Source organism: Arthrobacter sp. NQ4 (genome assembly GCF_029077345.1).
In the GTDB taxonomy this organism is placed as follows: Bacteria; Actinomycetota; Actinomycetes; order Actinomycetales; family Micrococcaceae; genus Arthrobacter.
On record NZ_JARETC010000002.1, the window covers coordinates 449,553 to 462,007 of the forward strand.

Below are 12,455 nucleotides of genomic sequence, written 5' to 3' on the forward strand. Positions count from 1 at the left end.
CTGCCAGCCACAGGCTACGGCGACGCGGACTCGACGGCGTGCTCGAGTTTCTGGAGGTTAGCCGGGCCGGCTGCGATTTCTATGACGCCGCCGTCTGAGTCCAGGGTGAGGATCCGGAATTCCAACGGCACGCCCTGTTGATTGTCGTGACGGTTAACTTTCCGCACCGGAACGCCTGATGTCCCCAGCCCGGTGAGAGCCTTGCTGCGGCCACTGGGGATCAGCGTGTCGTCGACGATGGGCTGGAAATCGATCCGCCTGGCTCCCGGCCTGGCAATCCCCATCTGCCAGATGCTGCTCAACGAGCCCGGCGATGAATCGGGGAATCGCAGGAAGACGACCAGGTCGCCGTGCTCATCAAGCTTCTCCGCCGTGGTCGGGAACCGCTTCGTCAGGAAGAACACGCCGCCACCGACCATCAGCGCGTAGAAGACGGCGTTCGCGATGGCGTCGTTGAGGCTTCCCCCGGCGATAAGTCCTGCTGCCAGAATGACGGCGCAAGCGAGTGCGCCAACCAGAACGGCACGGAGCGCGGGATGCATCTCGCCCCACTTCCTCATGGCGCCATCCTAGGGGCAGAATCTTCCAGCAGCTACGGCTCCATCCTCACCCATCCCGGGAGCCGAGGGCCTTCCGGTCACCCGCTTTGAGGGCCGCCAGCCGGGCTTCCACTTCGGTCTGCTCTCCGAGGTCCTCCAGTGATGCGAACTGGGCCTCAAGGGAGGAGGATGCGAGTTCCTGCTGGCCGCGGACGGTGGCTTCCTGGCGCCGGACGCTGTCTTCGTAACGGCCGATCGCCGATGTCGGGTCTCCACCGCCCAGGGCTTTGAGGGCGTCGTTGACCTGGGACTGGGTGGCGGCGACCCGGGCACGGTTAACGAGTTCGTTGCGCTTTACGGTCAGTTCCCGGAGCTTGGCCCGCATCAGGTCCAGGCCGTTCTTCAGTTGGTCGACAGCCTGGTTCTGCGCGGCCAAGGTGGGCGCCTGGGACTTGGCCATTGATTCGGCGGTCATTTGCCGGCTGAGGGCGAGCCTGGCCAGGGCGTCAAACTTGTCGGCGTCCGCGTTGTTGCCGGCGGCACGGAACTCATCGGCCTTGCGTGAGGCGGCTACGGCCTTGCTGCCCCAGGTGTTCGCGTCGTTCACTGCCCGGGTGTAGTCGTCTTCGGCCATCCGGAGGTTGCCGATTGTCTGCGCCGCGGCGGCCTCGGCTTCGCGGATGTTCTCCGAGTAATCCCGGATCATCTGGTCCAACATCTTCTGCGGGTTTTCGGCTGAGTCCAGGAGGGTGTTCAGGTTGGCCTTGGCGAGCTGGGCAACGCGGGCGAAAATACTCTGCTTCACGGGGTCTTTCTATCGTTGATGGAATTCGCATCCTATCTGACCGCCGTCATCCAAAAACCAGTGGTAATGCCAGAGCCACTCTTGAGCGAACCTTGTGCCCATCGTGGGTTGCCGTTCAGTGACGGGTCCTATCGTTGAGGTCAAGATCCTGCCGCTGGGGCAGGGTCTGCACATCGAGCCAGGGCCGGCGGCCGGAGCATCCCGAGACCGGATGCAACCCCCCAATCCGCCGCCGGCCCCGTGCCCGTAGATGCGGATCGGCGGGCATTCCTCGCGGGTGTTGCCTGGATGGGAACCGCGATCAGTCGGTGTCGCCCAGTTCCGTGGCTTCCTCCTCCGAGTCCTCAAGCAGCCACGCCATTGCCTTGTCCCGAGACGTGAAATACCTGACCGGGAATCCCGTCGGTGCCAGGGGGAGGCGGAACATGCCGATGACGCGATCAACGGGAGAGGAACCCAGCAATGCCATACGCGAAATGCTGGCTGCGTCGGGAAAGACTTTTCGAGCGGCCGCAGAGTGGGTCACACCGTGGATTTCGACCAGCATCGGCAACCTGGTGCCCTGGGCCAAGGAGGAGATGGCCGCGAGGGCGGCGTTGGCCACGTCGATGCCTACGTAGGTTCCCTGCTTCCAGCTCAAGCGAAGGACTCCATCGGACAACTCCAGCGTCGCCTTGCCTTTGATGTCCACTGTGCTCATGTGTCCCCTGTCGTGGAAGTGCAGCGCAGCTCCTGACCGTAGCTGAACGGCGTCGCCTTTGCAGCAGAACGGACCCACACGCCGTGGGCCACTGTGCGCAACCCTTTCATCTGCTCACATAGCCTATGGGCAACGACTATCCGGGGGTAGTAGCGAAAACTTCCGGTGCAGTCCACTACCCGCTCAAATTGTCAGACCCTCCCTTCATCGTTAGTACATGGGACGGGACGCGGTGGCAGAGGCATTTGAGGCGATCGACGCCGCCCTTGCCGTGGTCCGTGGCGAGGTAGCCAAAGCCGCATGCGGAGCGCCCGCAGCCAACGATCCCTTGGCCGCCGGCGCCGACGAATGCCTGGACATCCTGGCCGGACTGGCTCGGACCGAGGCCCGTGTCGCCGCACTGAAGGCCGAGGCTGTGGCCACGTTCGCGGAGTCAGCGCGGTCTATCGCTCCCCCGGACATCCCGGTGCAGGCGCAGGAAATGGCCATCGCCGCGGAGGTAGGCTGCCTCCTGGCCATCGGCGACCGTGCCGCCGGTGCACTTCTGGCACAGTCCTACGCGCTCACGACCTCGCTGCCCCGGACTTTGGAAGCACTCAAGGCTGGAACTATGTCGTGGCAGCACGCCCGCGTCATGGTGGAGGAGGCCGCCACCCTCAACCCTGACGCCGCGACCGCGTTGGAGGCCCACTTCCTCGACCCGGACGCGCCGGACGCTGCCCGCGGTTGCCCCGCAGGGGAGATGCCCGCATACCGCTTCCGGCGCAAGGCCCGGGTCTGGCGCGAACGCAACCATCCGGACAGCATCGAAATACGGCACGCAAAGAGCGTGACGGAGAGGTGCCTCGAGTTCGCTCCGGAGCAGGACGGCATGGCACGCTTGTCCGCATACCTGCCGGCAGACAAGGCTACGGCCATCTGGAACCGCTACACCGCTATTGCCCGGGGCTTCCAGGGACCCAACGAGGAGCGCACCCTCACCCAACTTCGCGCGGATCTTTTCGCCGCTACGGCCCTCCGCGGGGGCAGCGGCTGCACCGGTTGCTGCGGCGGGTCCGCGGGAACTGACGACGCCGGTACCGCGTCGAAGGGGCTTGCTGACATCCCCGTTCCCCGCGCCGAAGTCCTGGTCACAGTCCCGGTATTTTCCCTCCTCGGTGCCACGGACGAACCCGCCATGCTGGACGGTTATGGCCCCATCCCGGCTGCCATGGCACGGGATCTCGTAGCCAACGGAGCCGCTTCGTTTTACCGCGTGCTCGTGGATCCCCGGGACGGCGCCCCGCTGGAAATAGGCCGCACCAGCTACCGGCTCACAAAAGCCATGCGGCGGTGGCTGCGTTTGCGGGACGGCAAGTGTCCCTTCCCCGGCTGCAACAACAGTTCTTTGGACAACGAAGCAGATCATCTGCTCGCCTGGCACCAGGGCGGGACCACTGGAATCAGCAACCTGGGACAGCCATGTCGCAAGCACCATCGGCTGCGGCACACCAGCCGGTGGCGGCCGACGGCGGCGTCAATGAATGAGCCGCCCGGCTGGGTTTCGCCCTCCGGGCGCAATTACAAGAGTGAGCACCAGGACTGGGAGCCACCGAAGTTGCCTTCGCCGCCGCAGGCGCGCGCTGGCATCCTGGCTCAACCAGGCAGCAACTCAATGATGCCAGCGGGCAAAGGCACAGTGGACTACTTCCGCCTGCCACGGTCCCTCGGCGAGGACTGCCTGGCTGCGTACCTCGCCGCGCGGTGAGCTCAACGTGTGCTGTCGGTTCGTGCCGCCCGGGAAGCGCAATGGACCCCGCACAAAACATGCGGGGTCCATTGAAACCGGCTGTCACAGTACAGAATGTGCCGCCGGCCTGCGTATCGAAATAACCAGTTAGAAGTCCCAGTCCTCGTCTTCGGTGTTCACGGCCTTGCCGATCACGTAGGAAGACCCGGAGCCGGAGAAGAAGTCGTGGTTCTCGTCGGCGTTCGGGGACAGGGCCGACAGGATGGCCGGGTTCACGTCGGTGACGGATGCCGGGAACATCGCCTCGTAACCCAGGTTCATCAGGGCCTTGTTGGCGTTGTAGTGCAGGAACTTCTTGACGTCCTCAGCCAAGCCCACACCGTCGTACAGGTCGTGGGTGTACTGGACCTCGTTCTCGTACAGCTCGAAGAGCAGCTCGAACGTGTAGTCCTTGATTTCCTGGCGGCGCTCCTCGGACACGGTCTCCAGCGCGCGCTGGAACTTGTAGCCGATGTAGTAGCCGTGCACGGCCTCGTCGCGGATGATCAGGCGGATCAGGTCAGCCGTGTTCGTCAGCTTGGCGCGCGAGGACCAGTACATGGGCAGGTAGAAGCCCGAGTAGAACAGGAAGCTCTCCAGCAGGGTGGAGGCCACCTTCCGCTTCAGGGGGTCGTCGCCCTGGTAGTAGTCCATGACGATCTGCGCCTTCTTCTGAAGGTTCTCGTTCTCGGTGGACCAGCGGAACGCCTCGTCGATCTCCTTGGTGGAGGCCAGCGTGGAGAAGATCGAGGAGTAGCTCTTGGCGTGCACGGACTCCATGAACGCGATGTTCGTGTACACGGCTTCCTCGTGCGGGGTCAGCGCATCCGGGATCAGGGAAACGGCGCCCACAGTGCCCTGGATGGTGTCCAGCAGGGTGAGCCCCGTGAACACGCGCATGGTGAGCTGCTGCTCGACCGGGGTCAGCGTGTTCCACGACTGGACGTCGTTGGACAGCGGCACCTTCTCCGGCAGCCAGAAGTTGTTCACCAGGCGGTTCCAGACATCCACGTCCTTGTCGTCCTGGATCCGGTTCCAGTTGATGGCCTCGACGTGGCTAAGCAGCTTGACCTTCTCGGTCATGTCATCCCCTAAGCGTTGGGTGGGTTTCTCTAAGTTAAAGCGTACGACGGCGGGCGGGCACCCGCCGTCGTACTCAACCTTTGGTCTCGACAGGCTCGACCAGCGGGGCTACAGCATGCAGGAGACGCAGCCCTCGACCTCGGTCCCTTCCAGCGCGAGCTGGCGGAGACGGATGTAGTAGATGGTCTTGATGCCCTTCTTCCAGGCGTAGATCTGGGCCTTGTTGATGTCGCGGGTGGTGGCGGTGTCCTTGAAGAACAGCGTCAGCGACAGGCCCTGGTCCACGTGCTGGGTGGCAGCTGCGTAGGTGTCGATGACCTTCTCGTAGCCGATTTCGTACGCGTCCTGGTAGTACTCCAGGTTGTCGTTGGTGAGGTACGGCGCCGGGTAGTACACGCGGCCCAGCTTGCCTTCCTTGCGGATCTCGATCTTGGACGCCACCGGGTGGATCGAGGAGGTGGAGTTGTTGATGTAGGAGATCGAGCCGGTGGGCGGAACAGCCTGCAGGTTCTGGTTGTAGATACCGTGCTCCATGACGGAGGCCTTCAGCGCCAGCCAGTCCGCCTGCGTGGGGATGTGCACGTCCTTGAAGAGCTCGCGGACCTTCTCGGTCTGCGGCACCCACTCCTGCTCCGTGTACTTGTCGAAGAACTCGCCGGAGGCGTACTTGGACTTCTCGAAGCCGCCGAACGTCTGGCCGGTTTCGATGGCCAGCAGGTTGGAGGCGCGGACGGCGTGGTACACCACCGAGTAGAAGTAGATGTTGGTGAAGTCCAGGCCCTCTTCGGAACCGTAGTGGACCCGCTCACGGGCCAGGTAGCCGTGCAGGTTCATCTGGCCCAGGCCAATGGCGTGGCTCTGGTCGTTGCCCTTGGCGATGGACGGAACCGAGGTGATGTTGGACATGTCGGACACTGCGGACAGGGACCGGATGGCCGTCTCGATGGTCAGGCCGAAGTCCGGCGAGTCCATGGTCTTGGCAATGTTCAGCGAACCGAGGTTGCAGGAGATGTCCTTGCCGGTCTCGTCGTAGGACAGGTCATCGTTGTACGTGGTGGGCTGGGAAACCTGGAGGATTTCCGAGCACAGGTTGGACATGATGATCTTGCCGTCGATCGGGTTGGCCCGGTTCACGGTGTCCTCGAACATGATGTACGGGTAGCCGGATTCGAACTGGATCTCGGCGAGGGTCTGGAAGAACTCCCGCGCCTTGATCTTGGTCTTCTTGATCCGGGAATCGTCCACCATCTCGTAGTACTTCTCGGTGACCGAGACGTCGGAGAAGGGCATGCCGTAGACGCGCTCCACGTCGTAGGGCGAGAACAGGTACATGTCCTCGTCCTTCTTGGCCAGCTCGAACGTGATGTCCGGGATGACGACGCCCAGCGAGAGGGTCTTGATGCGGATCTTCTCGTCCGCGTTCTCGCGCTTGGTGTCCAGGAAGCGGTAGATGTCCGGGTGGTGCGCGTGCAGGTACACGGCGCCGGCACCCTGGCGGGCACCGAGCTGGTTGGCGTAGGAGAAGCTGTCTTCGAGGAGCTTCATCACGGGGATGACGCCGGAGGACTGGTTCTCGATCTGCTTGATGGGCGCACCCACCTCGCGGATGTTGGTCAGTGCGAACGCCACGCCGCCACCGCGCTTGGACAGCTGCAGTGCGGAGTTGATGGAGCGGCCGATCGACTCCATGTTGTCTTCGATGCGGAGCAGGAAGCAGGAGACCAGCTCGCCGCGCTGCTTCTTGCCTGCGTTGAGGAAGGTGGGGGTGGCCGGCTGGAAGCGGCCGTCGATGATCTCATCCACCATCTGCAGGGCGAGCTGCTCGTTGCCGCGCGCCAGGTGCAGGGCCACCATGCAGACGCGGTCTTCGTAGCGCTCCAGGAAGCGCTTGCCGTCAAACGTCTTCAGCGTGTACGAGGTGTAGAACTTGAAGGCGCCCAGGAAGGTCTCGAAGCGGAACTTCTTCTTGTAGGCACGGTTGAACAGGTCACGGATGAAGTTCATCGTGTACTGGTCCAGCGTCTCGCGCTCGTAGTACTGGTTCTTCACCAGGTAGTCGAGCTTCTCCTCCAGGTCGTGGAAGAACACGGTGTTGTTGTTAACGTGCTGCAGGAAGTACTGGTGGGCGGCCTCGCGGTCGGCGTCGAACTGGATTTCGCCGTTCGGGCCGTAGAGGTTCAGCATGGCGTTCAGCTCGTGGTAACCCAAGCCCTTGTAGGCGGCGGGCATCTCAGGCTTCTGGGCCCTGGTTACTTCTGTGTCTGCGACAGTCGTGTCCAAAACGTGTCCAATCCTTGGTTGACCCGGGTGACGTCTTCCGGCGTTCCCATAAGTTCGAATCGATAAAGGTGGGGTACCTGGCACTTGGCGGCAATGATGTCCGCGGCCATGCAGTAGTTTTCCCCGAAGTTTGTGTTGCCGGCGCCGATGACGCCGCGGAGCAGTTGCCTGTTCTGCGGGTTGTTCAGGAACCGGATGACCTGCTTGGGAACGGACCCCTCTCCCCCGGTGCCGCCGTAGGTGGGCACCACCAGCACGAAGGGCCGGGTGGCGAGGAGGGGTGCGTCCTTTGCATACAACGGGATCCGGGCCACCTTCCGGCCAAGCTTCGCGACGAAGCGGCTGGTGTTCTCGGATGCCGAGGAAAAGTAGATGAGCGGGCTGTCCGTGACGACCTGCTCCGGGTGGTGGTGCGAAGTGGCCGGCGGGGACACCTCCACGCGCTGAGCCGCGTGGTGTTGCGAAGCGCTTCGCTGTGCTGTTGGTGCTGCCATGGGAGTCACCTCAGCTGGTTGATGGTTGCCGGCAGGAAAAGCTGTGGCTCCTAGGCCACGGAGGAAACGGCTGACAGCGCGAGTTCCTCGATCTTGTCCGGGCGGAAGCCGGACCAGTGGTCCTGGTCGGTGACCACAACGGGAGCCTGCATGTAGCCCAGTGCCTTCAGGCGCTCGAGTGCCTCGGCGTCCTGGGAGATGTCAACGCTCTGGTAGGTGATGCCCTTCTTGTCGAGCGCGCGGTAAGTGGCGTTGCACTGAACACAAGCAGGCTTCGTGTAAACCGTTACGGTCATTGTCCCTGTCCCCTTAGTTGAACTCTTCTGCTGGGTCGGTGTCCCCGTCCAGCTGTATGTAGATACTACATGTAGTGCAGACGCCTCTTTGGAACCCCAAGATGATGTATTACAAGTATGTCATTTAATGCACCGTTAATCCACAGGCAGGGACTGGAAAAATGCCCGGGATCCCGGGATTTTTGCGGTCTGGGTCCACACCCTGTGGATGGGGTTGAACACATATGCACAGTCCGCGTGTCGTGATTCCCGGCGTGTCGCCCGGCCGTCCGGCCACAAGGAAAAGGGTCCCTGACCACTACATGTAGTGGTCAGGGACCCTTGGGACCTGCAGCACCCCCGGAGGACGCTGAACCGGCAGCCCTTCCGCCTAAGGCCTGGCTGGATTGAGCCGGGCAATGTCGGTGGACAACACAGTGGCGAAGCCGCACCATGCCGCATACGGAGCCAGCGATGCTCCGGCAACCCGGTTCAGCCGGTACGTCCTGCGCACCAGGTCTGCGCTGCTGGCCGCCAGTACCGCCGCCTCGGCAGCGGCCAGCCACGGCCGGCGGGAGCGCCAGAAGAACCAGCTCCATGAAGCGTTGAGTACCAGGTTGGCGGCCAGTGCACCCCGGTAAGCGCGCAGTTCCCGGCTGTGGTCCTTCCTGACCGGACCCGGAGTGTCGGCAGCCCGGTCCAGCTCCACCGCGTTGTCGAGTGCGGCGGCGGACGTCACGGCAAGGTCCGCATACAGGGCCGTCCACACCACGGGAAAGGCAATCGCGGGCGGCTGCCAGTCCGGCTTGCGCAGCTTCAGGTACCAACTGCTCCGGGGGTCCGTCGCAACACCTCCCGCAGCGGCGGTCGCCACCGTCGCCGCGGTGGTCCATGCGAGCGTCTTCAGTTTCATGCGTCCTCCTGTCCCCGCTGGGTACACGGTGAAACCTACAGCTGCGCCTCCCGGCGGTCCAGCACAATCTGCTGCACGTCCAGGTACCCGGACTGGAACCCGGCGCGCGAGTAGCAGAGGTAGAACAGCCACATCCGCTGGAACACGGCGTCGAAGCCCAGCTCCCCTACCTCGCGGGAACGGGCAAGGAACCGTTCCTCCCACAGCCGCAGGGTGGCGGCGTAGTGGTCGCCCATGCCCATGCGTTCCCGCACCCGCAGGGTGGTGTGCTGCTGCGTCACGCCCTCGATGGCCCGGACGGACGGCAGGAAGCCGCCGGGGAAGATGTACTTGTGCACCCAGGTGTAGGCATTGCGGGTGGCCAGCATGCGCCCGTGCGGCATGGTGATCGCCTGGATGGCCACCTTTCCACCCGGGGCCAGGACGCGGTCGATCGTCTGGAAATAAATGGGCCAGTACTCGTACCCCACGGCCTCGATCATCTCGACGGACACCACGGCGTCGTACTCCCCTTCCACGGCGCGGTAGTCCTGCAGGGCCACCGTCACGCGGTCCGCGAAGCCGGCCTGCGCAATGCGTTCCTGCGCCAGCGCCTGCTGCTCACTGGACAGCGTGACGCTGTAGACGGTCGCGCCGCGGGCAGCGGCACGCAGGGCAAGCTCACCCCAGCCGGTGCCGATTTCCAGCAAGCGGGTACCCTCGCCCACGCCGGCCTTGTCCAGCAGCCGGTCGATCTTGGCCTGCTGGGCCTCCGCCAGGGAATCCCACACCACCGAGGACAGCGGCCCGGCCCCGCCGGGAAACAGCGCCGACGAGTAGCTCATGGTGGTGTCCAGGAAGTTGGAGAACAGGTCGTTGGACAGGTCGTAGTGCCGCGAAATGTTGCTGCGGGTGTTTTGTTCGGCGTTGCGTTCCTGGCGGGGCGTCCGCGGCAGGTACAGCGAGCGCAGCTTCTGCAGCGGCATGGGGATCAGCGTGTCCACCGAGGCCGCGAAGACTTCGAGCACCGCGGCCAGGTCGGATGCCTCCCAGTCACCGGCCATGAAGGATTCGCCCAGCCCGATCAGCCCGTTGTCGCCGATCCGCGCCTCGAATGCTGCGGGCCGCAGCATGGTCATCACGGGGGCGTCCGGTCCGCCCATCCCCAGGACCGAACCGTCAGGGTATTCAACGCGCAGCGGAAGCCGCTTGACTGCACCCCTGAACATCAGGCCCGCGGCCTTCCCTGCAACATCGGCCTTGAGGCCCGACGGCGGCTGGGCAACACCGGGCCACAGGGCAGGATCGATGGTGGCGGGCCCAGCGGGGACCCCGACGGCGGTCCAGGCTGCGGGCGGGTGGGTGGCGGCCGGCCCGTGGGTCTTGTTGTGGACGGAAGCTGAAGCAGTTCCGTTGTCGTCAGTCATTGTCATTGAACTGCCTCCTGTGAGGGGTGATGTGGTCTGGCAACGACGGGCAGGCGTCTTGCCCAGAGTTTAATGCCCTGGACCCGGATCAGGGCGGATACCAGCAGCGGCGCGGCAGGCACCGTCAAAGCCGCCGCGAGGATGTTGGAAATGGTGGCTGGCCTGCGGCGGCCGTCCATGGTGGCCACGAAGGGGCGGTGCCCTTCGCGCTCAAGGACGATGGACACCGCAAGCCTGTCCCCGGGGGCAGGGAGTTTCATCCGGTACTGCCCGTCGACGTCGTTGAAAGGTGAAACGTAGAACGCTTTCGGCACCGAGGCACGGCCGCCGGGATCGGTGTGCAGCAGGTAGCAATGCCGCTCGCCATAGGTGTTGTGGACCTCGGCCGCCACGCACTGCAGTTCCCCGGTGGAGCGGTAGCACCAGAACAGCGTGAGCGGATTGAAGACGTAGCCAAAAACCCTGGCACTGGTCAGCATGTGGATAGCGCCGCCGTCGGGCTCTATTCCCTGGGTGCGCAGGTACCGCTCCACGTTGGAGCGGATGTCCGCGTCCGGATCGCCCAGGTGGTCTCCGGCGCGGAACACCGCGAGTGGCCGGAGCAGCCCGGGCAGGCGGGGAAGGTTGTCGACGTCCACGAACCAGCTGTAGCTCCGGTAGGTGAAAGCATTCTTCAACGGGGTGCGCCGCACATGGGAAATGGACGTGCGGTAGATCGAGGCCTCCATGGTCATACAGGTTCTGCGGACAGCAGTTCCCGCTCCCCCTCGCCGGTGGAGTCCGTGGAATCGTCGGCCCGGGCCACCGGCCAGGTGCGGCCCAGCTTCTCCGCGGCGCGTACCCCGGAGAGGGCTCCGTCCTCGTGGAAGCCCCAGCCAAGGTACGCCCCGGCGTAAGCGATCCTGCCGTCGCCCAGCGCCGCGATGGCCTGCTGGGCTTTCAGGGATTCCGGAGTGTACTGCGGGTGTTCGTACACCATCCGTTCCAGCACGGCGTCGTCGGAGATCAGCTCCGACTCGCCCAGGCTCACCAGGTAGGGGCGGCCGTCCGCGGGCTCAAGCCGCTGCAGCCGGGTGAGGTCGTAGCTCACCAGCACCTTGTCCGGCCGGGCGTCGCAGGCCGGGAGCCGGTAGTTCCAGGACGCCTTGGCGTTGTCCGCCGCGGGCAGGACCGCCGGGTCCTGGTGGAACACGGTGTGGTTCACGGAATAGGGCATGCCGGCGAGCGCCTCCTTTTCCTCCGGCGTAGCGTCGGCCAGGAAGCCGAGTGCCTGGGCGGGATGGGTGGCGATCACGACGGCGTCAAAGCCTTCCAGCCCGCCGGCCGTTGCCAGCTCCACGCCCTCGGGCAGGCGCCGGATGGCGGTCACGGGAGTGTTGAGGCGCACGTCGGGGAGCGTGGCGGCAAGCTTTTCGACGTACCGTGCCGAGCCGCCGGTCACGGTGCGCCACTGAGGCGAGCCCTTGACTCCCAGCATGCCGTGGTGGCCAAGGAACGTGAAGAGGTACCGCGCCGGATAGGCCAGGGCGGTGGTGGGATCGCAGGACCAGACGGCGCTGACCACCGGGGTCATGAAGTGGGAAATGAAGTAGCTGCTGAACTTTTCCCGCGCCAGGAATTCCCCCAGCGTCAGTTCGGGCACGTCGACTTCGTCGCTGACGGCCGACGGCGGCGCCGTCCTGAGCAGTGCCCTCGCCTTCCGGTAAAAGCGGGTGACCTCCAGCAGCATCAGCAGGTAACGGCCGCGCAGCAGGCTGGAGGGCTTGGCGATGATTCCGCGCGCGCCGTCGCGGGCGCCGGCGTATTCCAGTCCGCAGCCGTCGCAGCGGATGGACATGCTCATCTCGGAGTCCTGGGTTTCGACGCCAAGTTCCGCGAAGAGCCGGAGCAGGGTGGGATAGGTCCGTTCGTTGTGCACGATGAACCCGGTGTCCACGCCGATGACGCTTCCGTCGGCCTGGGGCATGTCGTGGGTGTGGGCATGGCCGCCCAGCCGCGAATCGGCCTCAAACAGGGTGACGTCGTCCTGCCTGTTCAGTACGTAGGCGGCGGTCAATCCGGCCACCCCGCTGCCGATCACGGCTACGCGCCGCCGGCCGCCTGCACTTACTGCTGGGTCAAGTGACACTTCAGGCTCCTCTGCTGAACATTGCCGCTGTGCTGGTTATACAGACGGCTATTCGGCGCGGTCG

12 protein-coding genes are annotated in these 12,455 nt (G+C 64.5%); 1 reads left to right on the plus strand and 11 read right to left on the minus strand.

Features of this window, described 5'->3' with window-relative positions; genetic code table 11:
• Nucleotides 1-14: 14 nt before the first annotated feature.
• From PUN51_RS05905 to PUN51_RS05915, 3 genes are all read right to left on the minus strand, one after another.
• Entirely contained in the window at nt 15-560 is a 546-nt protein-coding gene (locus tag PUN51_RS05905) for a hypothetical protein (RefSeq protein WP_275180225.1), read from the minus strand.
• Between the two features lie 46 nt (nt 561-606).
• Entirely contained in the window at nt 607-1,344 is a 738-nt protein-coding gene (locus tag PUN51_RS05910; protein ID WP_275180226.1) for a PspA/IM30 family protein, read from the minus strand.
• A gap of 301 nt (nt 1,345-1,645) precedes the next feature.
• Nucleotides 1,646-2,044 carry a DUF7793 family protein gene (locus PUN51_RS05915; RefSeq protein ID WP_159631832.1) on the minus strand — a complete coding sequence of 133 codons (399 nt, stop codon included), beginning with the start codon at nt 2,042-2,044 and terminating at the stop codon, nt 1,646-1,648.
• 217 nt (nt 2,045-2,261) lie between these two features.
• Here PUN51_RS05915 and PUN51_RS05920 point away from each other — a divergent pair, with 217 nt between their 5' ends.
• Entirely contained in the window at nt 2,262-3,791 is a 1,530-nt protein-coding gene (locus PUN51_RS05920; RefSeq protein ID WP_275180227.1) for an HNH endonuclease signature motif containing protein, read from the plus strand.
• A gap of 129 nt (nt 3,792-3,920) precedes the next feature.
• Here PUN51_RS05920 and nrdF read toward each other — a convergent pair whose 3' ends face one another.
• From nrdF to PUN51_RS05960, 8 genes are all read right to left on the minus strand, one after another.
• Complete coding sequence (gene nrdF, locus PUN51_RS05925) at nt 3,921-4,895, minus strand: class 1b ribonucleoside-diphosphate reductase subunit beta (protein WP_015937302.1); 975 nt, start codon at nt 4,893-4,895, stop codon at nt 3,921-3,923.
• A 108-nt stretch (nt 4,896-5,003) separates the two neighbouring features.
• Nucleotides 5,004-7,124, minus strand: a complete 2,121-nt coding sequence (gene nrdE, locus PUN51_RS05930; protein WP_275180282.1) for a class 1b ribonucleoside-diphosphate reductase subunit alpha — start codon at nt 7,122-7,124, stop codon at nt 5,004-5,006.
• Between the two features lie 20 nt (nt 7,125-7,144).
• The gene (gene nrdI / locus PUN51_RS05935) at nt 7,145-7,615 is read right to left on the minus strand and encodes a class Ib ribonucleoside-diphosphate reductase assembly flavoprotein NrdI (protein ID WP_275180283.1); all 471 of its coding nucleotides are present in this window, start codon (nt 7,613-7,615) and stop codon (nt 7,145-7,147) included.
• A gap of 104 nt (nt 7,616-7,719) precedes the next feature.
• The gene (gene nrdH / locus PUN51_RS05940) at nt 7,720-7,965 is read right to left on the minus strand and encodes a glutaredoxin-like protein NrdH (protein WP_013601222.1); all 246 of its coding nucleotides are present in this window, start codon (nt 7,963-7,965) and stop codon (nt 7,720-7,722) included.
• A 370-nt stretch (nt 7,966-8,335) separates the two neighbouring features.
• Nucleotides 8,336-8,857: a TspO/MBR family protein gene (locus tag PUN51_RS05945; protein ID WP_275180228.1), complete on the minus strand. Its 522-nt coding sequence runs from the start codon at nt 8,855-8,857 to the stop codon at nt 8,336-8,338.
• A gap of 35 nt (nt 8,858-8,892) precedes the next feature.
• A complete protein-coding gene (locus PUN51_RS05950) occupies nt 8,893-10,269 on the minus strand; it encodes a class I SAM-dependent methyltransferase (protein ID WP_275180229.1) in 1,377 nt (458 codons plus the stop codon).
• Nucleotides 10,266-10,997, minus strand: a complete 732-nt coding sequence (locus PUN51_RS05955; RefSeq protein WP_275180230.1) for a DUF1365 domain-containing protein — start codon at nt 10,995-10,997, stop codon at nt 10,266-10,268. Before PUN51_RS05955 ends, PUN51_RS05950 begins: the two co-directional genes overlap by 4 nt.
• On the minus strand, nt 10,994-12,391 hold the full coding sequence (locus PUN51_RS05960; protein WP_224026279.1) for an NAD(P)/FAD-dependent oxidoreductase: 1,398 nt from the start codon (nt 12,389-12,391) through the stop codon (nt 10,994-10,996). Before PUN51_RS05960 ends, PUN51_RS05955 begins: the two co-directional genes overlap by 4 nt.
• Nucleotides 12,392-12,455: the final 64 nt, after the last annotated feature.

Bases quoted from the DNA above. Each gene is read 5' to 3' on its own strand.
- PUN51_RS05920 (WP_275180227.1), top strand. From the start codon at position 2,262: ATGGGACGGGACGCGGTGGCAGAGGCATTTGAGGCGATCGACGCCGCC.
- nrdH (WP_013601222.1), bottom strand. From the start codon at position 7,965: ATGACCGTAACGGTTTACACGAAGCCTGCTTGTGTTCAGTGCAACGCC.
- PUN51_RS05905 (WP_275180225.1), bottom strand. From the start codon at position 560: ATGAGGAAGTGGGGCGAGATGCATCCCGCGCTCCGTGCCGTTCTGGTT.
- nrdE (WP_275180282.1), bottom strand. From the start codon at position 7,124: ATGCCCGCCGCCTACAAGGGCTTGGGTTACCACGAGCTGAACGCCATG.
- nrdF (WP_015937302.1), bottom strand. From the start codon at position 4,895: ATGACCGAGAAGGTCAAGCTGCTTAGCCACGTCGAGGCCATCAACTGG.
- PUN51_RS05950 (WP_275180229.1), bottom strand. From the start codon at position 10,269: ATGACAATGACTGACGACAACGGAACTGCTTCAGCTTCCGTCCACAAC.
- PUN51_RS05915 (WP_159631832.1), bottom strand. From the start codon at position 2,044: ATGAGCACAGTGGACATCAAAGGCAAGGCGACGCTGGAGTTGTCCGAT.
- PUN51_RS05945 (WP_275180228.1), bottom strand. From the start codon at position 8,857: ATGAAACTGAAGACGCTCGCATGGACCACCGCGGCGACGGTGGCGACC.
- PUN51_RS05955 (WP_275180230.1), bottom strand. From the start codon at position 10,997: ATGACCATGGAGGCCTCGATCTACCGCACGTCCATTTCCCATGTGCGG.